The 24,761-nt window shown below is 74.1% G+C and carries 21 protein-coding genes and 1 CRISPR repeat array; of the genes, 13 read left to right on the plus strand and 8 right to left on the minus strand.

The genetic code is table 11. The features are described from left to right. Positions 1 to 8 precede the first annotated feature (8 nt). The 5 genes from cydC to DEF28_RS09180 form a co-directional block, all read right to left on the minus strand. The gene (gene cydC / locus DEF28_RS09160) at positions 9 to 1,790 is read right to left on the minus strand and encodes a thiol reductant ABC exporter subunit CydC (RefSeq protein WP_114396684.1); all 1,782 of its coding nucleotides are present in this window, start codon (positions 1,788 to 1,790) and stop codon (positions 9 to 11) included. After that, positions 1,787 to 3,622 carry a thiol reductant ABC exporter subunit CydD gene (cydD, locus tag DEF28_RS09165; RefSeq protein WP_114396683.1) on the minus strand — a complete coding sequence of 612 codons (1,836 nt, stop codon included), beginning with the start codon at positions 3,620 to 3,622 and terminating at the stop codon, positions 1,787 to 1,789. Before cydD ends, cydC begins: the two co-directional genes overlap by 4 nt. A gap of 30 nt (positions 3,623 to 3,652) precedes the next feature. Further along, positions 3,653 to 4,735, minus strand: a complete 1,083-nt coding sequence (gene cydB / locus DEF28_RS09170) for a cytochrome d ubiquinol oxidase subunit II (protein WP_114396682.1) — start codon at positions 4,733 to 4,735, stop codon at positions 3,653 to 3,655. A gap of 12 nt (positions 4,736 to 4,747) precedes the next feature. Beyond that, entirely contained in the window at positions 4,748 to 6,199 is a 1,452-nt protein-coding gene (locus tag DEF28_RS09175) for a cytochrome ubiquinol oxidase subunit I (RefSeq protein ID WP_114396681.1), read from the minus strand. Positions 6,200 to 6,528: 329 nt separating this feature from the next. Continuing rightward, on the minus strand, positions 6,529 to 7,188 hold the full coding sequence (locus DEF28_RS09180) for a DUF305 domain-containing protein (RefSeq protein WP_114396680.1): 660 nt from the start codon (positions 7,186 to 7,188) through the stop codon (positions 6,529 to 6,531). A gap of 73 nt (positions 7,189 to 7,261) precedes the next feature. On the opposite strand from DEF28_RS09180, the gene DEF28_RS09185 reads away from it, so the two are divergent. Then, positions 7,262 to 7,948 carry a DUF3105 domain-containing protein gene (locus DEF28_RS09185; protein WP_114396679.1) on the plus strand — a complete coding sequence of 229 codons (687 nt, stop codon included), beginning with the start codon at positions 7,262 to 7,264 and terminating at the stop codon, positions 7,946 to 7,948. Positions 7,949 to 8,017: 69 nt separating this feature from the next. Here the strand turns inward: DEF28_RS09185 and DEF28_RS09190 are convergent, their stop codons facing one another. Both DEF28_RS09190 and DEF28_RS09195 read right to left on the minus strand, forming a co-directional pair. Then, on the minus strand, positions 8,018 to 8,479 hold the full coding sequence (locus tag DEF28_RS09190) for a DUF3515 domain-containing protein (RefSeq protein ID WP_114396678.1): 462 nt from the start codon (positions 8,477 to 8,479) through the stop codon (positions 8,018 to 8,020). A gap of 16 nt (positions 8,480 to 8,495) precedes the next feature. After that, a complete protein-coding gene (locus tag DEF28_RS09195; protein WP_181874223.1) occupies positions 8,496 to 8,729 on the minus strand; it encodes an Lrp/AsnC family transcriptional regulator in 234 nt (77 codons plus the stop codon). Between the two features lie 101 nt (positions 8,730 to 8,830). On the opposite strand from DEF28_RS09195, the gene DEF28_RS09200 reads away from it, so the two are divergent. After that, the gene (locus DEF28_RS09200) at positions 8,831 to 9,790 is read left to right on the plus strand and encodes a thiamine-phosphate kinase (RefSeq protein ID WP_114396676.1); all 960 of its coding nucleotides are present in this window, start codon (positions 8,831 to 8,833) and stop codon (positions 9,788 to 9,790) included. Positions 9,791 to 10,170: 380 nt separating this feature from the next. Then, positions 10,171 to 10,938, plus strand: a complete 768-nt coding sequence (locus tag DEF28_RS09205; protein WP_114396675.1) for a cellulose binding domain-containing protein — start codon at positions 10,171 to 10,173, stop codon at positions 10,936 to 10,938. A gap of 89 nt (positions 10,939 to 11,027) precedes the next feature. Here DEF28_RS09205 and rpmB read toward each other — a convergent pair whose 3' ends face one another. Then, the gene (gene rpmB / locus DEF28_RS09210) at positions 11,028 to 11,213 is read right to left on the minus strand and encodes a 50S ribosomal protein L28 (protein WP_114396674.1); all 186 of its coding nucleotides are present in this window, start codon (positions 11,211 to 11,213) and stop codon (positions 11,028 to 11,030) included. A 398-nt stretch (positions 11,214 to 11,611) separates the two neighbouring features. Here rpmB and recG point away from each other — a divergent pair, with 398 nt between their 5' ends. The 10 genes from recG (at position 11,612) to smc (ending at position 23,033) form a co-directional block, all read left to right on the plus strand. Further along, positions 11,612 to 13,843, plus strand: a complete 2,232-nt coding sequence (gene recG / locus DEF28_RS09215; RefSeq protein WP_114396673.1) for an ATP-dependent DNA helicase RecG — start codon at positions 11,612 to 11,614, stop codon at positions 13,841 to 13,843. 112 nt (positions 13,844 to 13,955) lie between these two features. After that, complete coding sequence (gene rsmD / locus DEF28_RS09220) at positions 13,956 to 14,534, plus strand: 16S rRNA (guanine(966)-N(2))-methyltransferase RsmD (RefSeq protein WP_114396672.1); 579 nt, start codon at positions 13,956 to 13,958, stop codon at positions 14,532 to 14,534. A gap of 114 nt (positions 14,535 to 14,648) precedes the next feature. Next, the gene (gene coaD / locus DEF28_RS09225; protein WP_114396671.1) at positions 14,649 to 15,131 is read left to right on the plus strand and encodes a pantetheine-phosphate adenylyltransferase; all 483 of its coding nucleotides are present in this window, start codon (positions 14,649 to 14,651) and stop codon (positions 15,129 to 15,131) included. 243 nt (positions 15,132 to 15,374) lie between these two features. After that, the gene (locus tag DEF28_RS09230) at positions 15,375 to 15,929 is read left to right on the plus strand and encodes a YceD family protein (protein ID WP_233515195.1); all 555 of its coding nucleotides are present in this window, start codon (positions 15,375 to 15,377) and stop codon (positions 15,927 to 15,929) included. A gap of 158 nt (positions 15,930 to 16,087) precedes the next feature. Beyond that, positions 16,088 to 16,264 (plus strand): 50S ribosomal protein L32, encoded by a 177-nt coding sequence (gene rpmF, locus DEF28_RS09235; RefSeq protein WP_114396669.1) that lies wholly within the window; start codon positions 16,088 to 16,090, stop codon positions 16,262 to 16,264. A 252-nt stretch (positions 16,265 to 16,516) separates the two neighbouring features. Beyond that, complete coding sequence (gene rnc / locus DEF28_RS09240; protein WP_114396668.1) at positions 16,517 to 17,251, plus strand: ribonuclease III; 735 nt, start codon at positions 16,517 to 16,519, stop codon at positions 17,249 to 17,251. A gap of 6 nt (positions 17,252 to 17,257) precedes the next feature. Further along, positions 17,258 to 18,187 carry a bifunctional DNA-formamidopyrimidine glycosylase/DNA-(apurinic or apyrimidinic site) lyase gene (gene mutM, locus DEF28_RS09245; RefSeq protein WP_114396667.1) on the plus strand — a complete coding sequence of 310 codons (930 nt, stop codon included), beginning with the start codon at positions 17,258 to 17,260 and terminating at the stop codon, positions 18,185 to 18,187. A gap of 25 nt (positions 18,188 to 18,212) precedes the next feature. Continuing rightward, on the plus strand, positions 18,213 to 18,488 hold the full coding sequence (locus tag DEF28_RS09250) for an acylphosphatase (protein ID WP_114396666.1): 276 nt from the start codon (positions 18,213 to 18,215) through the stop codon (positions 18,486 to 18,488). A 325-nt stretch (positions 18,489 to 18,813) separates the two neighbouring features. Continuing rightward, positions 18,814 to 19,005: a hypothetical protein gene (locus DEF28_RS09255; RefSeq protein WP_114396665.1), complete on the plus strand. Its 192-nt coding sequence runs from the start codon at positions 18,814 to 18,816 to the stop codon at positions 19,003 to 19,005. 479 nt (positions 19,006 to 19,484) lie between these two features. After that, entirely contained in the window at positions 19,485 to 23,033 is a 3,549-nt protein-coding gene (gene smc, locus DEF28_RS09260) for a chromosome segregation protein SMC (RefSeq protein WP_114396664.1), read from the plus strand. Between the two features lie 289 nt (positions 23,034 to 23,322). Beyond that, positions 23,323 to 24,754: a CRISPR direct-repeat array (repeat unit 29 nt; unit sequence CCAAGCCCCGCAGGCGCGGGGATGAACCG). Positions 24,755 to 24,761 lie beyond the last annotated feature (7 nt).

Raw genomic sequence — 24,761 nt, forward strand, 5'->3', positions numbered from 1 at the left:
GCGCGGGCTCATCCCGCGGCGGTGTGCGCCGCCCGGTACCAGCCGTCGCGGGCGAGGAGCTCGGCGTGGCTGCCGTGCTCGACCACCCGGCCGTCGGCGATGACGTAGATGTGGTCCACCCGGTCGAGGCCGGCGAGGTCGTGGGTGATGAGCAGGGTCGAGCAGCCCTCCGCCGCGGCCGCCGCGGCGAGCAGGTCGGCCATCACCGCGTCGCGGGCGTCGGGGTCCAGGTGCGCGGTCGGCTCGTCCAGCACCAGGACGCGGGGGGCGGCCAGCAGGGCGCGGGCCAGGGCCAGGCGCTGGCGCATGCCGCCGCTGAGCCGGGAGCCGTGCGAGCCGACCTCGGTGTCCAGGCTGTCCGGCATGGCCTCGACGTCGGACGCCAGCCGGGCGCGGCGCAGCGCCGCCCACAGCTCCTCGTCCCCGGCTCCCGGGCGCGCCAGCCGCAGGTTCTCCCGGAGGGTACTCGCGAACACGTGCGGGTCCTGCGGTACCCCGGAGACCGCGGCGCGGGCCTCGTCGACGGGGAGGTCGGTGAGGTCGGTGCCGCCCAGTAGCACACTCCCCGCGTCGGGGTCGCGGAACCGGAAGAGCACTGAGGCCAGCGTGCTCTTGCCCGCGCCGCTGGGGCCGAGCACCGCGACGGTGCGCCCCGGCGGCACGTCGAGGTCGACGCCGTCCAGCGCCCACTCCTCGTCGGGGCCGTAGCGCACCCGCAGGCCGCGCACCCGCAGGTGCGGCTCTCCGGCCGGGAGTTCACGGGGGTGCTCCGGCTCGTCAACCGCCGGCGGGGTGTCCAGGACGTCGAACAGCCGCTCACCGCTGGCCCGCACCGCCCCCAGCCGGGCGGCCACGGGAGGCAGCGGCGCGACGATCTCGAACGCCGCCAGCGCCGTGAGTACCAGCACCGCGAACGGGATCGCGTCCAGCGTGCCGCCCGCCACCGCCGCCACGCCGAGCAGCAGGGCGCCCCAGACCGTCAGCCCGGTGATCAGCGCGGTGGCGCCCGCACCGAAACCCAGGATGCCGGCGTCGCGGCGCGCCACCCGCGTCAGCTCGGCGTCGGCCCGCCGCACCCGCTGCACCGCGCGGTCCATCGCACCGTAGGCGACGAGGTCCGGGGCGCCGTACAGTGTGTCGACAAGCGCGGTGGACAGCTCGCCGCGGGCCACCGCCTGCCGCCGCCCCGGACCGCGGCCGAGCACGGCCGCCGCCAGCGGCACGGCGAGGCCGGCCAGCAGCAGGCCGGCGGCGAGCAGCAGCCCGCCGGGCGCCAGCAGCGCGGTGCACACCGCGACCGCCGCGCCGCCGGTGACCACCGCCACGAGCGGCGGGGTGAGCCCGCGCACCAGCAGGTCCTGGGTGGCGTCGGTGTCGCTGACCAGCCGGCTGACCAGGTCCCCGGAGCGGAACCGGCGGACCGGCTCGGTGCTCGCGAGCCGCTGGTAGACGCGCACCCGCACGTCGGCGAGCGTGCGGAAGGCGGCGTCATGGGTGACCAGCCGCTCCAGGTAACGGGTGACCCCCCGCGTCACACCGAGCGCCCGGGTGGCGACCACCGCGACGCTGAGCGCGGTGATCGGCGGATGTTGCGCGGCCGTGGCCAGCAGCCAGGCCGCGACCCCGAGCAGCGCCACTCCGGCGCCGGTCGCCGCGGCGCCGAGCAGCACGCCCAGCGCGAACCGGGCGCCGCGCGGCCGGGCCAGCGCGATCATCCGCAGCAGGGGCTCCCGCCGGGCTGGCGCCGGCGGGCGCGGCTTTGCGGGGGCCGTTCGGCCGGGACGCGTCATGGTGCGGCCTCCGCTCCGCCGGTGCGGGCGCCGGCCCGCGCTTCGTCGGTCTCGATCCGTCCGGCGGTGAGCCGCACGGTCTCGTCGACCACGTCGGACCAGCCCCGGTCGTGGGCGACGACGAGTGCCGTGCGGCCGGCCAGCAGCCGGGTCACGGCGCGGCGCACCGCGGCCGCGTTGTCCGGGTCGAGGTGCGCCGTCGGCTCGTCGAGGAGCACGATCGGGGCGTCGCGCAGGAACGCCCGCGCCAGCGCGACGCGCTGCCGCTGCCCGGCCGAGAGCCGGGCGCCGCGCTCGCCGATCCGGGTGTCGTAGCCCTGCGGCAGCGCGCCGACGAAGCCGTCGGCCTCGGCGAGCACCGCGGCCCGCCGCACGGCCGCGAGATCGGCGTCCGGGGCGCCGAGCCGGATGTTGTCGGCGACGCTGGCGTCGAACAGGTACGGGTGCTGCGGGACCCAGGCGATCCGACTCCGCCACTCGGCGACCGCCAGGCGTTCCAGCGGGACCTCGCCGGGCCGGTCGGGGTCGGACACCAGGACCGCGCCGGACGTCGGGGCGGCGAAGCGCAGCAGCAGGGCCAGCAGCGAGCTCTTGCCCGACCCGCTCGGCCCGGTGACGAGGATCCGCCGCCCCGGCGGCACCGTGAGGGAGACGCCGCTCAGCGCGTCGGCGCTACGGCCCGGATAGCGCAGCGACACGTCGGCCAGGCGCAGCAGCGGGGCGCGCTCGCGGGTGCCGGGCACCGGCTCGGCGGTCGCCCCGGCGGCCGGTCGCGCGCCGGCCGGCCCGCCGCGGTCCAGCTCCGCGAACACCTGCTCGGCCGCGGCAACCCCCTCCATGCTGGCGTGGAAGCGGGCGCCGACCTCGCGCAGCGGCAGGTACGCCTCCGGCGCGAGGATGAGCACCAGCAGGGCGGTCTCGTAGTCGAGCTGGCCGTACATCAGGCGCAGCCCCACCTCGACCGCCACCAGCGCCACCGCGATCGTGGAGAGCAGCTCCAGCACCAGCGCGGAGAGGAACGCCACCCGCAGCGTGCCCATGGTGGCCCGGCGGTGCTCCTCGGTCACCCGGCGGATGATCGCGGCCTGTGCCTTGGCGCGGCGGAAGACCGCCAGTGTCGGCAGCCCCTCGACGACGTCCAGGAAGTGGCCGCCCAGCCGGTTGAGCAGCCGCCACTGGCGCTGGGTGCGCGCCTGGGTGTGCCAGCCGACGAGGGCCATGAAGACCGGGATCAGCGGCAGGGTGACCGCGATGACCGCCGCGGAGATCCAGTCGGCGCCGGCCACGACGACGAGCACGGAGAGGGGGACGAGCACCGCCAGCACCAGTTGCGGGAGGTACCGGGCGAAGTAGTCATCCAGCGCGTCCAGGCCACGTGTGGCGAGCGTGACCAGTTCACCGGCGCGGGGGGTGCCCGTCCCGTCGGGGCCGGTCTGCCCTGACAACCAGACCGGTCCCGGGTCGTGGTCCCCCGGCGCGGCGCCGGGGGAGGGGCGCGATGCCGCGCCGTCGGCTCCGGGACCCTGGCCGGTGACGTGGTCCACCAGCCGGGTGCGGAGTTCGGACTTCGCCCGCGCCGCCGAGCGCAGCGCGGCGGTCTCGGCGCCGTAGGAGAGCAGCGCCCGGGCCAGGGCGACCGCGGCCACGCCGGCGATCGCGCCGGACAGCTCGGCGGCTCCCGCCCCGGCCGTCGCGCCGGCGATGGTGTGCGCCAGCAGGCCCGCCTGGGCGAGCACGAGGCCGGTCGCCGCCGTGCCGCAGAGCACGGTGACCGCAAGGTGCACCCGCACCGCGCGGGCGGTGCGCACCAGCCTCGGGTCGAGGGGCTTCATCGGCGGCTGATCTCCTGTCGGCGACGGCGGCTATCCGGTGACGGGGGGCTCGGGCTCGCGCCGGGCCGCCGGCAGCACCACGGGCCCGGGCGCGCCCCCGTGGCCACCGTACGCCGGCGCCGGCTCGATGTGCTCCCGGGTCACCCGGCGGCGGAACACCCAGTAGCTCCACGCCTGGTAGCCGATGACCACGGGCAGCGCCACCAGGGTCACCCAGCTGATGACGGTGAGCGTGTACTCGGCGGACGCGGCGTTGCGCACGGTCAGGTTGTACGCGGGATCGATGGTCGAGGGCAGCACGTCGGGGAACAGCGATCCGAACAGCAGCGCGGTGGCCGCGGCGATCGCCGTCGCGGTGGCGGCGAACGACCACCCCTCGCGGCCGCGCGCGGCGAGCAGCACGCCCGCGACCAGCGCGATCGCGGCCAGAGCGGCGAGCGGGGCGGTCCACGCGCGGCCGTGCGCGAACTGAGTCCAGGCCAGGAAGACCGCGAGCAGCGGGACCGCGGCGAGTGCCGTGCGCAGGACCGCGGTGCGCGCGCGCCGGCGCACCGGGCCGTCGGTCTTCAGGGTCAGGAAGACGGCGCCGTGCAGGGTGAACAGCGCCAGGGTGGTGAGCCCGCCGAGCAGCGAGTAGGGGTTGAGGAGGTCGGACAGGCCGCCGACGACGATCTGGTCGGCGTCCACCCGCAGTCCCCGGACGAGGTTGCCGAACACCACGCCCCACAGCACGGCGGGCAGCACGCTGCCGGCCACGATGGCGCGGTCCCACGCGGCCCGCCAGCGGTCGGTGTCGACCTTCCCCCGGTACTCGAAGGCGACCCCGCGCACGATCAGGGCGAGCAGGATGAGCAGCAGCGGCAGGTAGAGGCCGCTGAGCATCGAGGCGTACCAGGCGGGGAAGGCCGCGAACATGGCGCCGACGGCGGTGATGAGCCACACCTCGTTGCCGTCCCACACCGGGCCGATCGAGTTGATCATGACCCGCCGGTCGGTGTTGTCCCGGCCGACGACCGGCAGCAGTGCGCCGACGCCGAAGTCGAAGCCCTCCAGCACGAAGTAGCCGGTCCACAGGATCGCGATGGCGACGAACCAGATGACGGGGAGATCCATGGCAGCCCGTTCCTAGTAGACGAACGCGGGGACAGGGGCGCTGGCGTCGCCGGCGGAGTCGTCGTCCTTGGGCGGGACGACGTGCGCCGGGCCGGCCTTGATGTAGCGCCAGAGCAGCCCGGCCTCGACGACCGCGAGTACGCCGTAGACGGCCGTGAAGAGGGCGAGGGAGAGGGCGACCTCGGCGAGGCTCACGCCGGGGGAGACACTCTGCGCGGTGAGGAGCTCGCCGTGCACGGTCCACGGCTGCCGGCCCATCTCGGTGAGCACCCAGCCGAAGATGTTGGCGGCCAGCGCCAGCGGCAGGCCGAGGACGGCGGCGTGGTAGAACCAGCGGGTCGCGGGCAGCCGGTCGCGCCGGGTGAGCCACAGGCCGAGCGCCGACAGCGCGACGCTGAACATCCCGAACCCCATCATGAGCCGGAACGACCAGTACAGGACGAAGATGTTGGGCGTGTAGTCGCCCGGTCCGTACGCCGCCTCGTACTGCGCCTGGAGGTTGTTGATGCCCTCGACGGTGCCGCCGAACTCGCCGGTGGCCAGGAAGCTCAGCACGTAGGGGATGTTGAGGTCGAAGACGTTGGTGCGGGCCTCGGTGTCGCCGACCGCGAACATCGAGAAGTGCGCGGCGTCCTCGGTGTTCCACAGCGCCTCGGCGCCGGCCAGCTTCATGGGCTCGTAGGCGGCGGCGAGCTTGGCCTGGTGGTCACCGGAGTAGACGACGAGCACGCCGGCGATGAGGGTGACGAGCATGCCCACCCGCAGGGTGCGCCGGAACAGCTCGTGGTCGCCCTTGGGCGGGGCCACGCCGGGCTCTCCGGTGTCGCCGTGCGCCCGGCTGCGCCACAGCTTGAAGGCGCTCACCGCGACCACGAACATGCCGGCGGTGATGAACGCCGCGCTCACCACGTGCAGGTAGGTGGACCACGCCTGCGGGTTCGCCAGCACGGCCCAGATGTCGGTGAGCTGGGCGCGCCCGGTCTCGGGGTCGACCCGGTAGCCGACCGGGTGCCGCATCCAGGCGTTGGCGGCCAGGATGAAGTAGGCGGACAGGTTGGTGCCGATCGCGGCGGCCCAGATGCACGCCAGGTGCACCTTCTTCGGCAGCTTGTCCCATCCGAAGATCCACAGGCCGATGAAGGTGGACTCCAGGAAGAAGGCGAGCAGCGCCTCCATGGCGAGCGGGGCTCCGAAGACGTCGCCGACGAAGCGCGAGTACTCACTCCAGTTCATCCCGAACTGGAACTCCTGCACGATGCCGGTCACGACGCCCATGGCGAAGTTGATCAGGAAGAGCTTCCCGAAGAACTTCGTGGCCTGGAGGTACTCGTGCCGCCCCGTGCGCAGCCACGCGGTCTGCAGGCTGGCGACGATGACCGACAGGCCGATCGTCAGGGGCACGAACAGGAAGTGGTAGATGGTGGTGACTCCGAACTGCCACCGTGCGAGGTCCATTGCGTCCATGCCCGCCTCTCCGCGATTTCGGCTCGACGACCGGTAGTACTACAAAGTGTAGTTCTACGGCGTGTAGTAAATCGACGGAGCCGAGCGAGGGGGAGGTCACGTCGGGCCGCGCGGACCCGGCGCGGCGCGGTCGGCGGGGAGCGGTCCGGGGGAGCGCCGCGAGCACGCGGGCGGGCTGACCTCCGGCTCCGCCGGGGCGGCGGTGCGCCCCGGCGGTACCGCCAGTCGGCCGCGCCGGCCCGTCCGGCGCGGCGCGTGCGGCGGAAAGTGAGCGGGAACACGCGGGGAGAGCGCTCGCGGCGCCGTCCCCGGGGCGCCGCGCGCACGCGTCAGGAGGTGCCCGGCCGCACGCCGCGCTCCTCCAGCATGCGGGTCATGAGCTCGATCTCGGAGCGCTGCGCTCCGGCCATGCCGCGCGCGAACCCGGTCACCATGGGCTCGCGTGCCAGGCTCGCCGCCGCGTCCGCCATCTCCGCGCCGCCCTGGTGGTGCTCGATCATGAGCTCCAGGTACTGGATCTCGGCCTCCTCGCCCTCGGCCGCGGCGAGCGCGTCCATGTCCTCCTCCGTGGCCAGACCGGGCATGCGCTCCGGTGCGTCGCCGTGGCCGTGTCCGGCCATCCACGCCATGGGGGGCTGGGCGCCGCGCGCGCCCAGCCCCCACTGGACCAGCCAGCCCTGCATGCGCCCGATCTGCGACTGCTGCGTGGTGGCGATGTCGTAGGCCACGGTTCGCAGCGTCGGGTCCTCGGCCGTCTCCAGGACGGTCATCGACATGTCCACGGCCTGGGCGTGGTGCGCGCTCATGTCGCGGAGGAAGCCCGCGTCCGCGGAGTTGTCCAGCGGGTAGCCCGGCCGTCCCAGCACGTAGCCGGCGACCAGCGCCGCCGCGACGAGTACCGCCACGAAGGGGAGTGGAACCGCGCGGCGGCGCGGACGCGACCCGGTTGATACGTCCCTGCCGTCGCCTTCGTTACTCACGGGAACCATCCTGATATATCTGGCGTTTCTGGTGCGTACGCTCCAAATGAGAATAAGTTGACATGTCGATCGGTTGGGGCCAGTGGGTAAGAAGGCAGCGGAGAGCGCGGCGCAGCGGCGCCGGAAGAAGGCCGAGGAACGGCGTGCGCAGCGGATTCGTGAGGAGCGCCGCCGCAAGGCCCTCCGGACCGCCGGCATCAGTGCCCTCGCGGTGCTGCTCGTGGGCGGCGTCGCCTTCGCGGGGTTCATGGAGTACCGGCGCCGCCACATCGAGGGGCTCCTGGAGTACGACGGGCTGACCAACACCCACGTCGCCGAGGACGTCGACTACGAGCAGTCCCCTCCGGTCGGCGGGGACCACCACGAGGCCTGGCAGAACTGCGGCGTCTACACCGAGCCGCTGCGCGACGTGCACGCCGTGCACTCCCTGGAGCACGGTGCGGTCTGGATCACCTACGGCCCGGACCTGCCCGCGGACGAGGTCGAGCAGCTGAACGCGTTCTACACCCCCGGCAGCTACGTGCTCGTCAGCCCGTACGAGGGCGACATGCCCGGGCCCATCGTCGCCTCGGCCTGGGGCCGCCAGGTCGCGGTGGACAGCACGGCCGACGAGCGGTTGGGCAAGTTCCTGCGCCTCTACGAGCAGCACCCGGACGTGCCCGAGCCGGGCGCGCTCTGCTCCGGCGCGATCGACATGACGGCCGCCGAGCTCGAAGCGGGCACGGGCGGGCCCGCCGAGGAGGGGGAGCCCGCGGCTCAGGGCGACTGAGCGCCGACGGAGTCCGCCGGCGGTGCGCTGCCACACACCGCCGGCGGACTCGGTGGTGAGGCGCCCGTCCTACAGCTCGCCGGCCGGCAGGGCCGGAACCTCCCGGGCGATGAGGTCGCCCACCGCCACCAGCGCCTCGGCTGGCGGCGTGTACGACGGCGGGATCGACATCTCCACGTAGGCCTCGCGCCCGACGGCCGTGTAGAGGTTCGGCCGGTCCGCCGGCTGCGGCAGCCACGCGATCTCGTTCACCACGGTGAGTTCGGAGTCGGCGCGCAGTCCCTCGGGCCGGGGGACCCCGCAGCGCAGCGCGATCGTGGGCGAGCCCCACGCCGCGACGAACTCCGAGTCCGGGCGGACCGCGACCCGCTCCTGACCGAACAGCGTGTCGGGGGCCTGGTCGACCAACGTGCGGCACAGGTCGGCCGCCCGCCCCTGCGGGGCCGGCGCGGGTACCTCGACCTCACCCGCGGCGCACCCCGCGAGCAGCACCGCAACGGCGAGCGTCCCACCTGCCGCCGCACGTCGCATCAGGCCCACTCCGCGTTCAGATATTGACGATCGGACACGTCAGCGTGCGCGCGATGCCCTCCAGGTGCTGGATCCGGGCGACCACCAGCCGCCCGAGGGCGTCGACGTCGTCCGCCTCCGCGCGCACCACCACATCGTAGGGGCCGGTGACGTCCTCAGCCTGGGTGACCCCCTCGATCCGGGCCACGTCGCGCGCCACGTCGCCGGCCCGGCCGACCTCGGTCTGGATCAGTATGTACGCCTGCACCATCAAACACCCCTCCATGAACCTTGTGGGCTCCTCGTCCCGCGCGCCTGCCGGCCACGGGGTCTAGACCACTGCACCGCGTGCGTCACCGTACCCTGATGCCTGTGGGGAGCACCATCGGGGATATCGGTGAGTTCGGGCTGATCGCCCGGGTCACTGCGAAATTCCCGCAGACGGAGAACGTAATCATCGGCCCCGGCGACGACGCCGCCGTGGTCCGGGCGGCCGACGGCCGGGTGGTCGCGACCACCGACCTGCTGGTCGAGGGGCGGCACTTCCGGCGCGACTGGTCCAGCGCCCGCGACGTCGGCCACAAGGCAGCGGCGCAGAACCTCGCGGACGTGGCCGCCATGGGCGCCCGGCCGACCGCGCTGCTCGTCGGGCTCGCCGCGCCCCCGGACCTGCCCACCGCCTGGACGGACGAGCTCAGCGAGGGGCTCAGCGCGGAGTGCGCGCTGGCCGGCGCCGCCGTGGTCGGTGGCGACGTGGTGCGCGCCGACACGGTCACCCTCGCGATCACCGCGCTCGGCGACCTGGGCGGCCGGGCGGCGGTCCGCCGGGACGGCGCGCGCCCCGGGGACCTCGTCGCGGTGAACGGGACGCTGGGGCGCTCCGCCGCCGGCCTCGCGCTGCTGCGGGCCGGCGCGGACGGACCGGCGGAGTGCCTGGCGGCGCACCGGCGGCCGCGCCCGCCGTACCCGGAGGGACCGCGGGCCGCCGACCTGGGCGCCACCGCCATGCTGGACGTCAGCGACGGCCTGGTGCAGGACCTCGGACACGTCGCGGCGGCCTCCGGCGTGGCGATCGCCCTGCGCGAGGAGGCGCTGCCGGCGGACCCGGTGCTGGAGGAGGCGGTGCGGGTGCTGGCCGGACTGGGCGCGGCCCCGCCGCGGGCGGCCGCCTTCATGCTCGCGGGCGGCGAGGACCACGCCATGGCCGCCGCCTTCCCGGCCGGAACCCGGCTGCCGGCGGGGTGGACGGAGATCGGGGCGGTCACCGAGGGCGACGGTGTCACCGTCGACGGCGCGGTCCCGCCGCGTGGGGGGTGGGACCACTTCGGTTAGCCGCTCAGGGGCCGCCCCCGCCGCCCGGCCCGCCGGGCGTCGCCCCAGGTGGGTCGGGATGCCGGACGACACGCCTCGCACGATTCATCACAAGTCGGATTTTGGAGACGAATCACGCTAAGCTCGGGCCGGTTATTATCGGGGGACCCCGTCCCGAGGCCCCGCGGTGACGGAACGTGAACCCCCAGGTCCGACCCCGAGCGCACCCCGCACCGCCGCGTGGCCGGCCGGGACCACCGCGGGAACGGCGAGCGCCGCCGCACCGCCGCCGACCGCCGAGAGACGAGGTCGCCGCCGACACGCCAGCCGGTCGGCGCACCCAGGCAGGACTTCCGGTTACCCACCCCCGTTAACTGACGCGAATCGGAAGGCGGAACGACATGGGTCGGCACGCGGCCGAGGGCGGCCAGCGTGGCGCGCATCGCGCCGAACCGGCGGACAGCGGCCCCCTCGCGACCGTCGGGCACGTGCTCGGCAGCACCGTTCCCCGGAAGGTGCGTCCCCCGCGGCTGCTGCGGGTGCTCGTACTCTCCGGCATCACCGTGGGGCTGGTGCTCTTCGCCTACAGCACCACCCAGATCTACCTGCGGTTCTCCGAACCGGGGACCGAGCAGGGCACCCACGCCGATCCCGGGGACAGCGGGCGGCTGCCGGCCACCGAGGTCAGTCCCGGTCCCCCGGACGACCCCACCCCCGAGGAGTCCCTGGAGGCGGAGGTCCTCCCCGACACCGAGCGCGGCCCGGCCGACCGCACCGGCACCGCAGCGGAGGGCGACGAGGAGTCCGGGCCGCCGAGCGGCGACGAGCACGGCCCGGTGGACGGCGGCCCGCCGGGCGCCGGCGGCAGCCCCGCGGTCACCTACCAGATGACCCGGTACAACGACTCCCAGTTCGGCGGGACGGTCACCATCACCAATAACGGGACCAGCCCCCTGGACTGGGAGCTGGCCCTGGGTTTCTCCGGCGTCGAGATCACCGGGGCATGGGAGGCCGACTGGGAGGCGACCGGCGACGGCATGGTGGCCCGGCCCCCCAGCTACCGGGGCGCCATCGCGCCCGGCGAGAGCGCCACCGTCAACTTCACGGCCGAGGGACGCGCCCAGCGCCCCGCCCGTTGCTCGCTCAACGGCGGCTCCTGCGGACTGTGACGCGAGCTCCGGGCCGCCACCGACACGAAGCGCCGCACCCCCGGAGGGATGCGGCGCTCAGGTGATGATCCAGATGGGCCGACGGCCGGTCAGCGGTCGACCTTGCCCGCCTTGATGCAGGAGGTGCACACCTGGAGGCGCTTGGGCGTACCGCCCACGCGCGTGCGCACGGTCTGGATGTTGGGGTTCCAGCGGCGGCGGGTGCGGCGGTGCGAGTGGGAAACACTGTTACCGAACCCTGGTCCCTTGCCGCAGACGTCGCAGACGGAAGCCACGGTAACTCCATTCAAGCGCTCGGGCCCCCGCGGGCTGACGCGCGCGATAGCGACCCGAGAGAGGTCTGATGAGCAGGCAGGCCGGCGCGGTGCGCCAACCGTGGAAGCGTACACGACGACGAACGCGCCCCACCACGTCCATCGCGGTGATCGACCGTGGAGCGGGCCGGGTGGCGTGCACGCCCTCGCCCGGAACCGCGGGGGTTCCGGTGTCCGGCGGGAACCGGACCGGCCGCTTCCCAGGACGAACGCTCCGCCCAGTATAGCCCGGTCGGCCGGTGCCCTCGCCGCCGCCGGTCCGGCCCCGGCGCGGTTCCCGGCGATTCGCCCGGGCCCGGCGGGGGGAAGGGCCTTCTAGGATGCCTCAGAGGCCAGGGAGGACGGCAGGGGGACAGCCGGTGAAGACGTTGGACGAACCGCTGCGCAGGACGCTCGGCGACCGCACCGCCAAGAAGCTGGCCACCGCCCTCGACCTGCATACCGCCGGCGACCTGCTGCGGCACTACCCGCGCCGCTACGCCACCCGCGGCGAGCTGACCGACCTCGCGGGGCTGGCCGAGGGCGAGCAGGTCACCGTGATGGCCGAGGTCTCGCGGGTGAGTACCCGGCGCATGCGCAACCGGCGGGGCAGCCTGCTGGAGGTCGTCGTCACCGACGGGCGCGGGCGGCTGACCCTGACCTTCTTCAACCAGCAGTGGCGCGAGCGGGAGCTGGTGCCCGGACGGCGGGGCCTGTTCGCCGGCAAGGTCTCCGCCTTCCGCGGCCACCGCCAGCTCGCGCACCCCGAGTACCAGCTGTTCCCGGCCGACTCCGGCGACGGCGCCGCCGAGGACCGGGCGCGCGCCTTCGCCGAGGAGCTGATCCCGGTGTACGCGGCGTCGGCCGACGTCGCGTCCTGGAAGATCGCGCAGTGCGTCGGCATCGTGCTCGACCAGCTGGACGAGCAGGCTGACGAGGCCGATCCGCTGCCGCCCGAGCTGCGCGCCCGGCACCGCCTCCCGGGCCTGCGCGCGGCCTACGAGGGCATCCACCGCCCCGGCGACCAGGCCGACGTCGGCCGCGCGCGGCGCCGCCTCAAGTGGGACGAGGCGTTCGTGCTGCAGGTCGCGCTCGCCGCCCGCCGCCGCGAGGCCCAGGCGCTGCCCGCCCGGCCGCGGCCGCGGCGGACCGGCGGGCTGCTGTCCGCCTTCGACGACGCGCTGCCGTTCACCCTCACCGACGGGCAGCGCGAGGTGGGCGAGACCATCGCGGCCGACCTCGGCTCCACTCACCCCATGCACCGGCTGCTGCAGGGCGACGTCGGCGCGGGCAAGACCCTCGTCGCGCTGCGGGCGATGCTCCAGGTGGTCGACGCCGGCGGCCAGGCCGTGCTGCTCGCCCCCACCGAGGTGCTGGCCCAGCAGCACCACCGCTCCATCACCGCGATGCTCGGCCCGCTGGCCGAGGGCGGCCGGCTCGGCGGCGCCGAGCACGCGACGCGGGTCGCGCTGCTCACCGGTTCGCAGGGCGCGGCGGCCCGCCGCGAGGCGCTGCTGGACGCCGCCTCGGGGGCGGCCGGCGTGGTGGTGGGCACGCACGCCCTGCTCCAGGAGCACGTCTCCTTCGCCGACCTCGGCCTGGTGGTGGTCGACGAGCAGCACCGGTTCGGGGTCGAGCAGCGCGACGCGCTGCGCGAGAAGGCCGCCGACGGCCGGCCGCACGTGCTCGTCATGACCGCGACCCCGATCCCGCGTACGGTCGCGATGACCGTCTACGGCGACCTGGACGTCGTGGCCCTCACCCAGCTCCCGGCCGGGCGGGCGCCGGTCGCCACGCACGTGGTCCCGGCGCAGGACAAGCCGCACTTCGTCGCCCGCGCCTGGGAACGCGTCCGCGAGGAAGTGGGGCAGGGGCGCCAGGTCTACGTCGTGTGCCCGCGCATCGGGGGCACCGAGACCGACGCGGACGAGGAGCCGGCCGGGGCCGGCGCGCCCGAGGAGTCGGCCGCTTCCGGCGGGGAGGAGCCGGCGGCCCGCCGCCCGCCGCTGGCGGTGCTCGACGTCGCGGCCGAGCTGGCCGAAGGCCCGCTCGCCGGGCTGCGCGTGGCCGCGCTGCACGGACGGCTCGCGCCCGACGAGAAGGACGGCGTCATGCGCCGCTTCGCCGAGGGCGGGATCGACGTGCTCGTCGCCACCACCGTCATCGAGGTCGGCGTGGACGTGCCCAACGCCTCCGTGATGGTCATCATGGACGCCGACCGGTTCGGCGTCTCGCAGCTGCACCAGCTGCGCGGCCGGGTCGGCCGGGGCAGCCTGCCGGGGCTCTGCCTGCTGGTCACCGACGCCCCCGAGGCCGCGCCGGCGCGGGAGCGGCTGGCCGCCGTCGCCGCGACCACCGACGGCTTCGAGCTGTCACGGGTCGACCTTGAGCAGCGCCGCGAGGGCGACGTGCTCGGGGCCGCCCAGTCGGGACGGCGGTCCTCGCTGCGGCTGCTCACCCTGATCCGCGACGAGGAGCTCATCCGGGAGGCGCGCGACGAGGCGGCGGCGTTCGTCGGGGCCGACCCGGACCTCGCCACGCATCCGCCGCTGGCCGCGGCGCTGCGGGAACTGCTCGGCGACGAGCGCGCGGAGTTCCTGGAGAAGACCTGACGGCGGGTCCGCGCGGCGGAGCGGGAACGGCTGGCGCGGCCGTGTCCGGTGCCAGGCCCTAGGCTGGACCGACGTCCAGCGCGTCGCGGCACAGGAGAGGCCACAGCCAGTCATGACCCGGATCATCGCCGGCACCGCGGGCGGGCGCAGGCTCGCCGTCCCGGAGGGGCGGACCACGCGTCCGACCAGCGACCGAGCGCGCGAGGCGCTGTTCGCGTCCGTGCTGTCGGAGCTCGGCTCCCTGGACGGGCTGCGGGCGCTCGACCTCTACGCCGGTTCGGGGGCGATCGGGCTGGAGGCGCTGTCGCGGGGCGCCGCCCACGCGCTGCTCGTGGAGTCCGACCGCCGGGCCGCCGCCGTCATCCGGCGCAACATCGCGGCCCTCGGCCTGGCGGGCGCGGAACTGGCCGCTGACCGGGTGCGCCGGGTGCTGGAGCGGGGGCCCGCGGGCGGGTACCACCTCGTCGTCGCCGATCCGCCCTACGCCACCCCGGCCGCGGAGATCGCCGAGGCGCTGGGGCTGCTGCGCGACCGCGGCTGGCTGGCGGCCGACGCCCTGGTGGTGGTCGAGCGGGCCGGCCGCGACCCGGACCTGGTGTGGCCGGAAGGGTACGAACCGGGCAGGGTGCGTCGTTACGGCGAAGCGGCGCTTTGGTACGGTCGCGCCGCGAGTCTCCGCGATCGGGCCTGATCATCTGGGCACAATCCCCCTGAGACTCCTCAGAGTGGGACAGTGCAGAGCGGGGCAGTCCGCGATCCCGGAGGTGGCTCGCTGTCCGCAGGCCGCCAGAGAGGATGGTGCACCGTGCGCCGAGTCGTCTGTCCGGGGTCGTTCGACCCCGTCACCAACGGCCATATCGACATCATCGGGCGCGCCGCCCGGCAGAACGACGAGGTGATCGCGGCCGTCCTCACCAACGTCAACAAGCGGGCGCTGTTCAGCGTGGAGGAGAAGCTCGACATGCTGCGCGCCTCCACCCGCGGCCTCCCCAACGTCCGGGTGGCGACGTTCAACGGGCTGCTGGTGGACTTCTGCCGGGAGAACGACGTCACCGCGATCGTGCGCAGCCTGCGGTCGGTCAGCGACTTCGACTACGAGCTGCAGATCGCGCAGATGAACTACCAGCTCTCCGGGGTGGAGACGCTGTTCATGACCGCCAACCCGCAGTACTCCTTCCTCAGCTCCTCGCTGGTCCGCGAGGTCGCCCAGTACGGCGGCGACGTCGGCAGCCTGGTCACGCCCTACGTCGAGGAGCGGCTGCGGGCCAAGTACGCGGCCCGGGACTGAGCGGCCCGGCGCGGCGGCGCCGACGGTGCGGGGCGTGGTCGGCGGCGCTGATTTGGGGCGGATCGGCCGCTGTCGCTAGACTGGGAACTTGACTGTGCTCATGGCCCCGGCCCACGCCGCGTCCGTGATCCGGTCTCCGGAGCCATCGATCGATGGCGGTCAGCTGTCGCCGCCGCGCAAGCGGAGGCGAGTCCCACCGAAAGCGCGATTACCCTGTCTCGTCTAGATGCCCGCTCCCCGCTCGTGGTCGACACCCGGCCGCTGGGCCGCCGCCCCGGTTCCATGCGGACCGAGCAGCGGATCGTGCCCAACCCCGGCGCGCTCGCCGTCGGGATGACCGGTGTGCCGGAGAACGGGGAGATCGAGCTCGACCTCCGGCTGGAAGCGGTCATGGAGGGCGTCCTCGTCACGGGCCGTGCGCGGACCCGCATGGAGGGCGAGTGCGCGCGCTGCCTGGACCCTCTCGCCGAGCAGGTCGAGGCCGAGTTCCAGGAGCTCTTCCGGTACCCCCTGGACGACGAGATCGGCGGGGTCGCGGCCGGGGTGGAAGCTGACGCGGAGTCCGAGGATGAGGACTACTATCTTGAGGGCGATCTGATCGACCTTGAGCAGGTGGTCCGCGACGCCGTCGTGCTCGCGCTGCCCCTCTCGCCGCTCTGCCGGGACGACTGTCCGGGACTGTGCATCGAGTGCGGCGCGAAACTGGCGGAGGCCGGCCCCGATCACGGTCACGATGACCGCGTCGACCCCCGGTGGGAGGCGCTACGGACGCTGGGCGAGGAGCCTGGCGGCCGATGAGTTCGTGTTCCCGAACCGGGCTGGGTTCCCCGTTGCGGCGGGGATGACCACCGCGCCCCCTCGCGGGGCGGTTCCCAGGAGCATGGCGCCCCGCAGCCGCGGGGGTGACCCGAGAAAGTGAGCTCCCGCGACCGCGGGGGTGACCCAGGAGGATTGAAGTGGCCGTCCCGAAGCGGAAGATGTCGCGGAGCAACACCCGCACCCGCCGTTCCCAGTGGAAGGCGTCGCGCCCGGTGCTGGTCAACTGCCCGCGGTGCCGTGACCCGAAGCTCCCGCACGTCGCGTGCCCCACGTGCGGCACCTACAACAACCGCCAGGTCATCAACCCGGCGTAACGCGGACAAGGCGGGCTCAATCACTGGGCCCGCCCTTTGTCTGTCCGTCTCATGAACCGGGCCGACTCGGGCACAGCCCGAGGCCGTGGTGGCCGCCGGGGAGTACCCCTCCGCGACGCTCACCTCGCCCTCGGATCGAGCGTTCCCGGCCGGCCGCCGTATATCGCAGTCGTGTCCGACCCGGTGCGTCCCGCGGGACCGCCGGCCCGCGCGGCGATCTCCGCGCGGGGCAGAGAGGGATGTGATCGTCGAGTGGCCACCCAGCTCTCCGCAGCCGAGGCCCGCGAGTTCCATCGCGCGATCGGGGTCGAACTGGACCCGAAGGTCCTGGTGCGCGCGCTGACCCACCGCTCCTACGCCTACGAGAAGGGCGGCCTGCCCACCAACGAGCGCCTGGAGTTCCTCGGCGACTCCGTGCTCGGGCTGGTCGTGACCGACACCCTGTTCCGCGAGCACCCGGACCTCCCCGAGGGGCAGCTGGCGAAGCTGCGGGCCGCCGTCGTGAACATGCGGGCGCTCGCCGACGTCGCGCGCGGCCTGGGCATCGGCCGCTACATCCGGCTCGGCCGCGGCGAGGAGGGCACCGGGGGCCGCGACAAGTCCTCCATCCTGGCCGACACGCTGGAGGCGATCATCGGCGCGGTCTACCTCGACCGCGGCCTGGCCGAGGCCTCCGAGCTGGTGCACCGGCTGTTCGATCCGCTGATCGCCACGGCGTCCGGACTCGGCGCCGGCCTGGACTGGAAGACCTCGCTGCAGGAGCTCACCGCCTCCGAGCTCCTCGGGGTCCCGGAGTACCACGTGGACGAGAGCGGCCCCGACCACCAGAAGACGTTCCGGGCCACGGTGCGGGTCGCCGGCCAGAGCTACGGCTCCGGCGAGGGCCGCAGCAAGAAGGAGGCCGAGCAGCAGGCGGCCGAGTCGGCTTGGAAAGCCATCCGCGCCCAGGCCGAGGCCGGCCGGCAGCAGGCCGGCGAGGGGGCGTAGCCGGCGATGCCCGAACTACCGGAGGTCGAGGTGGTCCGGCGCGGGCTGGAGCGCTGGGTGACCGGCCGCGCCATCGGGGCGGTGACCGTGCTGCACCCGCGCTCGGTCCGGCGGCACGTGCCGGGGCCGGAGGACTTCGCGGGCCGGCTGGCCGGGCGCCTGGTGACCGGGACGCACCGGCGCGGCAAGTACCTGTGGCTGACGCTGGACTCCGGCGACGCGCTGCTGGCGCACCTCGGGATGAGCGGCCAGTTGCTGGTGCAGCCGCCGGCCCAGGCCGCCGAGCGCCACCTCCGGGTCCGGCTGCCGCTGCGAGCGGCCGGCGCCAAGCCCGCGCCCGCGGCAGCGCCGGCGGAGCGACCCGCGGCCGCGCCGGCCGACGCCGTGGAGCTCCGGTTCGTCGACCAGCGCACCTTCGGCCACCTGCTCGTCGACACGCTGGTGCCCGACGACGCGGGCCGGGGACTGCCCAGCCTGATCCGGCACATCGCACGCGACCCGCTCGACCCGGCCTTCGACGACGAGGCCTTCGCCGCCGCGCTGCGCCGCCGGCGTACCGGCGTCAAACGCGCGCTGCTGGACCAGTCGCTCATCAGCGGAGTGGGCAACATCTACGCCGACGAGGCGCTGTGGCGCGCCCGCCTGCACTGGACGCAGCCCACCGAGACGCTGGACCGCGAGCGCGTCGCGGCGGTGCTGGCCGCCGCGCGCGAGGTGATGCGCGCGGCCCTCGCCGAGGGCGGCACCAGCTTCGACAGCCTGTACGTCAACGTCAACGGGGAGAGCGGCTACTTCGCCCGCGGGCTGCGCGCCTACGGCCGGCGCGACGAGCCGTGCGAGCGCTGCGGGACGCCCATCCGCCGCGAGGTGTTCATGAACCGCTCGTCGTTCAGCTGCCCGACCTGCCAGCCCACCCCCGACGGCGCGCGGTTCTGAGCCGCGGCGGCACCTGGAGGTACCCATGAGTGAGATCCGGCTGACCGCCTGGGTGCGTGGCCACGTGCAGGGGGTCGGGTTCCGGTGGTGGGTGCGGGCCCGCGCCCTGGAACTCGGACTGGCCGGCGCCGCCACCAACCTGGCCGACGGCCGGGTCGAGGTGGTCGCCGAGGGACCGCGGGAGCGGTGCGAGCGCCTGCTCGCGATGCTCAGGAGCGGCGAGACGCCGGGGCGGGTGGAGTCGGTCGTGGAACGTTGGACGAACTCGGGGGGTTCCTACTCCGGTTTCGTCGAACGGTGAGTATCCTGTAAGGGCAACGCGGTTCGTGGGCTGTCGCCCGCCTGTGTCCCGTTGTCATGCGCTTGGCGTTCCGCTGGTGTGACACGTGCTCAGGAAGTGACGGGGGCGCTCCGAGGACGACCCGCGCGATGTGACCTGCCCGGTTACTGTCTGTAACACCTGTGTTCTGTTCAATCTTGACCAGCGACTCGCATAGTGAGACTCTGGAAGGCAAACCGCGTGCCTTTTCTTCCCACGACGCGGCAGGGGCATATACGACCCCTCGCTCGTGGCTCACGCGTGCGTGTTCACAAATCTGGTCGCTCAATGTGGAGGGCCCAAAATCATGGCGAAGGCTCTGTTCGGCCACGTCGGCGGTCCTGACCCGCGAATGGTTCAGGAAATGCGGCGGCTGCAGAAGCGAGTACGCGACCTGGAGGACGAGATCGGTCGACTCCAGGCGCAGAACGACCAGCTTTCCTCGGCAGTCGCCGACGTCGCAGTCAACGCGACCGACCGCGAGCCGGCTCTCGCCTGACAACTGGCGAATTCGGCATACCCGTCTCGATATAAGGGACGCCCGCAGCCGCGACCGGCGTCCCTTGGCGGACAGCGCCGACAGCAGCTCAACGCGGCCCTTTCCACTGTTGACCAGATGATGATCGAGGATTTACCCCGAGTCGCTCCGCGACAACCCTCGGCACTCTGAGCATTTTCGACGGACGGTGACCGCCACCGTCCGGACCCCCTCTCCGTGCGGCCCAGGTCGCTGCCGAACGCCCCTCTCCGGTCACCGTCCGTGGCGAGCGATGCGCCGTTCCGCGGTCCCACGGGCGGGCCGCACCCCGATCCGCCTGCGTCGACGCCGAGATCATGGCACCCTTACCGAGGGGCCGGAGGAGAGTGGACGCCTCCGTGGCGGTGAACGGTCGGGTACAGCCTCCGTGGCGGTGAACGGTCGGGCGCCTCTGCGGCGGTGGACGGACGAGCGGACGAGGGGATGGGGACGCCAGCACCGTGTACCTGAAGAACCTCACGCTGCGGGGATTCAAGTCGTTCGCCTCGGCGACCACGCTGCGCTTCGAGCCGGGCATCACCTGCGTCGTCGGCCCCAACGGGTCGGGCAAGTCCAACGTGGTCGACGCGCTCGCCTGGGTGATGGGCGAGCAGGGGGCCAAGTCCCTGCGCGGCGGCAAGATGGAGGACGTCATCTTCGCCGGGACGTCCTCCCGCGCCGCCCTCGGCCGCGCCGAGGTGAGCCTGACCATCGACAACACCGACGGCGCCCTGCCGATCGAGTACTCCGAGGTGACCATCAAGCGGACGATGTTCCGCAACGGCGGCTCCGAGTACGCGATCAACGGCGACACCTGCCGACTGCTCGACATCCAGGACCTGCTCAGCGACTCCGGTATCGGCCGGGAGATGCACGTCATCGTGGGCCAGGGCCAGCTCGACACCGTGCTGCACGCGGGCCCCGAGGAACGCCGCGCCCTCATCGAGGAGGCGGCGGGCATCCTCAAGCACCGCAAGCGCAAGGAGAAGGCCCTGCGCAAGCTCGACGCCATGCAGGGCAACCTCAACCGCGTAGGAGATCTCACGGCGGAACTCCGCCGGCAGCTCAAGCCTCTCGGGCGCCAGGCCGAGATCGCCCGGCGCGCCGCCACGATCCAGGCCGAGCTGCGCGACGCGCGGCTCCGGCTGCTCGCCGACGACATCGTCACCCTGCGCGAGCGGCTGGAGCGGGAGGAGGCCGACGAGGCCGACGTCCGCCGCCGCCGCGCCGCCGCCGAGCGCGCCCTCGCCGACGCCCAGGAGCGGGAGACCCACCTCGACACGGCCGCCGCGGAGGCCGCACCGCTGCTCGCCCGCGCCCAGGACGCCTACCACGGCCTGTCCCGGCTCTCCGAACGCCTGAACGGCGTGGCCGGCCTCGCCGCGGAGCGGCACCGCAACCTCTCCAGCGAGGTCGAGGACGAGCGCCGCGGGCGCGATCCCGAGGACCTGGAGCGCGAGGCCGACGAGGTCCGCGCGCAGGAGGAGGAGCTCCAGGAGCAGCTGGACGAGGCACGCGCCCGGCTCGAGGAGGTCGTCGCCGAGCGTGCCGCCACCGAGGCCGCGCTGGAGCAGGAGGAGCGGCGCATCGCCGCCGCCGCCCGCGCCGCCGCCGACCGCCGCGAGGGTCTGGCGAAGCTGCGCGGCCGCGTCGATGCCCTGCGCAGCCGGCTGGCGGCGAGTGAGGACGAGGTCGAGCGGCTGCGCGAGGCCGCGGCCGAGGCGGCCGAGCGCGCCGAGGCCGCCCGGGTCGAGCACGAGCTGGCCGAGTCCGACTCCGCTGACCTGGACGTGGGCGACGCCGAGCTCGACGCCGCCCACGAGGCCGCCCGGCACGACCTCGCCGCCGTCGAGACCCGGCTGAACGAGCTCCGCGACACCGAGCGGGCGGCCGAGCGCGAGCGGGCGGCGCTGGCCGCGCGAAAGGAGGCCCTGGAACTGGGGCTGAACCGCAAGGACGGCGCGGGCGCCCTGCTCGCCGCCGCCGAGCGGATCCCCGGGCTGCTCGGCTCCGTCGCGGCGCTCGTGCAGGTCGAGCCGGGGGCCGAGGCCGCGATCGCCGCCGCGCTCGGCGCCGCCTCCGACGCCGTCGCGGTAACCGGTGCGGCCGCCGCCGACACCGCGCTCGCGCTGCTCAAGAAGGACGACGCCGGCCGGGCCGCCGTGCTGGTCGGGGCGGTTGACCCGGCCGACGCGCCCGGTGGCGCCGCGCCGCCGCCGGCCGGCGCCCGCTACGCCCTCGACGCGGTCACCCCGCCGCCGGAGCTGCGGGACGCCGTGGCCCTGCTGCTCGCGGACACACTGCTGGTCGAGGACGTCGCCGCCGCCCGGCGCGCCGTCGGTGAGCGGCCCGGCGTCCGCGCCGTGACCCGCGACGGCGACGTCGTCTCCGCGGCGCTGGTGCAGGGCGGCTCGTCCTCGGCGCCCAGCCTGCTGGAGGTCCAGGCGGCGGTCGACGAGGCCGCCGAGCGGCTGGAGCAGGCCGCCGAAGCCTGCGAGCACGCCGCGGTCGAGCTGGCCGAGGCCAAGGCGGAGCGCGCCCGCGCCGCCACCGCGGTCGACGAGGCCGCCGCCCGCCGCCGGGCGGCCGACCGGCGCCGCAACGAGATCGCCCAGCAGCTCGGCAAGCTCGGCGGCCAGGCACGCGCGGCGGCGGCCGAGGCCGAGCGGTCTGCCGCCGCGGTCGGCAAGGCCGCGCAGGGGCGCGAGGCCGACCTGCAGCGGCTCGCTGAGCTGGAGGACCGGCTCGCCCAGGCCGAGGCGGAGCCGGTGGACGACGAGGACCCCGACACGGGGTACCGCGACGAGCTCGCCGAGAGCTCCGCGCACGCCCGCGCCGCGGAGATGGAGGCCCGGCTGGCGGTGCGCACCGCCGAGGAGCGGGCACGCTCGATCGCCGGCCGCGCGGACTCGCTGCTGCGCGCTGCCGCGAACGAGCGCCAGGCGCGGGAGCGCGCCGCGCGCCGCCGAGCCCTGCGCGCGCGGCAGTCCCAGGTCGCCCGCGCCGTCGCCGAGGCCGCCGAGGAGGCGCTGCGCCGCATCGCGGTCTCCCTGCACACCGCCGACGCCGAGCGCCGCGCCGCGGAGGAGCAGCGCGCCGCCCGGGACGCCGAACTCAAGACGGTGCGGGCGCGGGTCCGCGAGCTCTCGGTGGAGTTGGAGAAGCTGCTCAACGTCGTGCACGGCAGCGAGGTGGCGCGCGCCGAACGCAAACTGCGCCTGGAGCAGCTGGAGACCCGGGCGGTCGAGGAGTACGGCGTCGAGGCGGCCGCCCTCGTGGCCGAGTACGGCCCCCGCGTCCCGGTCCCGCCGCCGCCGGATGCCGGCCCCGACGAGGCGGCGGTGCCCTTCGTCCGGGCGGTCCAGGAGAAGCGGGCCCGCACCGCGGAACGCCAGCTCGGCCAGCTCGGCAAGATCAACCCGCTCGCGCTGGAGGAGTTCGCCGCCCTGGAGGAGCGGCACGCGTTCCTGACCGCGCAGCTGGAGGACCTGAAGAAGACCCGCCGCGACCTGCTCACCGTGGTCAAGGAGGTGGACGACCGGGTCCAGGAGGTGTTCGCCTCCGCCTACGCCGACGTCGAGCGGGAGTTCGCCGGAATCTTCGGCCGCCTGTTCCCGGGCGGCGAGGGCCGGCTGGTGCTCACCGAGCCGGACGACATGCTGGCCACCGGCGTCGAGGTCGAGGCCCGCCCGCCGGGCAAGAAGGTCAAACGGCTCTCCCTGCTCTCCGGCGGCGAACGCTCGCTGACCGCCGTCGCCTTCCTCGCCGCCATCTTCAAGGCGCGCCCCTCACCCTTCTACGTGATGGACGAGGTGGAGGCGGCGCTGGACGACACCAACCTGCAGCGGCTACTGGTGATCTTCGAGGAGCTGCGCTCCACGTCGCAGCTGATCGTCATCACCCACCAGAAACGCACGATGGAGGCGGCCGACGCCCTGTACGGCGTGACGATGCAGGGCGACGGCATCTCCCAGGTGATCAGCCAGCGACTCGACCGCAAGGCGGGCTGACCTCCCGATCCGAAGCCAGCGATCGACCGGGCCGCGACGCGCGTCCTGCGGACAGAGACGGTCCGCGATTTACGCGGTTCCGAAAGCATCGCGGACAAAAGCCGTCCGCATCTCGCCTCAGTATGCGGCCCGGGCTCTTCGGTAGTGAGGCCATCTCCTACGCCCTGCCAAGGCGGTGACCTGCGGCTACGCGCCCTCGCGCCGAACAGTGGTAGGAAAGGGGCGGGAGGCATCGATGGCGTTGGGATTGCGTTACGATAACGGACTGGATCGCCGCAGGTCATTCAGTCCAAGCCCCGCAGGCGCGGGGATGAACCGTTTCGTGCATGCAGCGCACGATACACGTGCACCCAAGCCCCGCAGGCGCGGGGATGAACCGCTGGGCTTGGATCCGGTCCACTTGGTCGCGAGCCAAGCCCCGCAGGCGCGGGGATGAACCGCAGCCCACCGCGATGCTCGTCGCGAGGGCGACCCAAGCCCCGCAGGCGCGGGGATGAACCAGCGGCCCCAACAGAGACCGCTCCCTACACCGGCCAAGCCCCGCAGGCGCGGGGATGAACCGGTCGCCCACGTCGTGGTGTCGCCGGAGCGACGCCAAGCCCCGCAGGCGCGGGGATGAACCGTCCGTGGCGAATCGCGGCGTGCCGGGCCGCGTCCAAGCCCCGCAGGCGCGGGGATGAACCGACCGTGGCCCGCATGTACGGCACGCCGGCCATCCAAGCCCCGCAGGCGCGGGGATGAACCGAGTCCGGCGGCCGTGGAGACCCGACGAACCGACCAAGCCCCGCAGGCGCGGGGATGAACCGTCGTGCGGGGCGCTGGTCGCGTAGTCGCCGAGCCAAGCCCCGCAGGCGCGGGGATGAACCCCGGACCTGCGGGTCCGGGCCTACGTCCAGTTCCCAAGCCCCGCAGGCGCGGGGATGAACCGCTCCCGGTCCGCGCGCTCGGCCATGACCCGCTCCAAGCCCCGCAGGCGCGGGGATGAACCGTACCTCGTCGGCGTAGGCGCTCGACTGGTTGTCCAAGCCCCGCAGGCGCGGGGATGAACCGCTGGTCGGCTGGCACTCGGCCGTCAGCGTCGACCAAGCCCCGCAGGCGCGGGGATGAACCGCACTACATCAACGAGACCTACATGTTCGGTCGCCAAGCCCCGCAGGCGCGGGGATGAACCGGGGTTGACGACCTCAGGGTCGGTGGCCAGAGTCCAAGCCCCGCAGGCGCGGGGATGAACCGAGGTCGCCCGGGGTGAACTCCATGCCGGACAGCCAAGCCCCGCAGGCGCGGGGATGAACCGGGATGGGGCGTCACCCTGCATGACGCCCTTTCCCAAGCCCCGCAGGCGCGGGGATGAACCGCAGTGGAACGGCGGCATCCCGCCCCGCACGGACCAAGCCCCGCAGGCGCGGGGATGAACCGCGCGCCGCCTACGTCCGCAAAACCATCGAGAACCAAGCCCCGCAGGCGCGGGGATGAACCGCTGTTCAGAGGAATCCGTCGACTTAGGGAGCCCCAAGCCCCGCAGGCGCGGGGATGAACCGGATCTCCACCGAGCTGGCGAGCGGGATCGGGGCCAAGCCCCGCAGGCGCGGGGATGAACCGTCCGTGATGGCCGTCGACATCCTCCGCAAGGCCCAAGCCCCGCAGGCGCGGGGATGAACCGGACTTCTCGACGGGCGGCCCCGACGGCGGCCTCCAAGCCCCGCAGGCGCGGGGATGAACCGACCGCGT

The organism is Marinitenerispora sediminis, from assembly GCF_003336425.1.
Taxonomy (GTDB): Bacteria; Actinomycetota; Actinomycetes; order Streptosporangiales; family Streptosporangiaceae; genus Marinitenerispora; species Marinitenerispora sediminis.

Bases quoted from the DNA above. Each gene is read 5' to 3' on its own strand.
- DEF28_RS09205 (WP_114396675.1), top strand. From the start codon at position 10,171: ATGGGTCGGCACGCGGCCGAGGGCGGCCAGCGTGGCGCGCATCGCGCC.
- DEF28_RS09195 (WP_181874223.1), bottom strand. From the start codon at position 8,729: ATGGTGCAGGCGTACATACTGATCCAGACCGAGGTCGGCCGGGCCGGC.
- DEF28_RS09250 (WP_114396666.1), top strand. From the start codon at position 18,213: ATGAGTGAGATCCGGCTGACCGCCTGGGTGCGTGGCCACGTGCAGGGG.
- DEF28_RS09190 (WP_114396678.1), bottom strand. From the start codon at position 8,479: ATGCGACGTGCGGCGGCAGGTGGGACGCTCGCCGTTGCGGTGCTGCTC.
- rsmD (WP_114396672.1), top strand. From the start codon at position 13,956: ATGACCCGGATCATCGCCGGCACCGCGGGCGGGCGCAGGCTCGCCGTC.
- DEF28_RS09180 (WP_114396680.1), bottom strand. From the start codon at position 7,188: ATGGTTCCCGTGAGTAACGAAGGCGACGGCAGGGACGTATCAACCGGG.
- cydC (WP_114396684.1), bottom strand. From the start codon at position 1,790: ATGACGCGTCCCGGCCGAACGGCCCCCGCAAAGCCGCGCCCGCCGGCG.
- mutM (WP_114396667.1), top strand. From the start codon at position 17,258: ATGCCCGAACTACCGGAGGTCGAGGTGGTCCGGCGCGGGCTGGAGCGC.
- DEF28_RS09255 (WP_114396665.1), top strand. From the start codon at position 18,814: ATGGCGAAGGCTCTGTTCGGCCACGTCGGCGGTCCTGACCCGCGAATG.
- cydB (WP_114396682.1), bottom strand. From the start codon at position 4,735: ATGGATCTCCCCGTCATCTGGTTCGTCGCCATCGCGATCCTGTGGACC.
- cydD (WP_114396683.1), bottom strand. From the start codon at position 3,622: ATGAAGCCCCTCGACCCGAGGCTGGTGCGCACCGCCCGCGCGGTGCGG.
- DEF28_RS09175 (WP_114396681.1), bottom strand. From the start codon at position 6,199: ATGGACGCAATGGACCTCGCACGGTGGCAGTTCGGAGTCACCACCATC.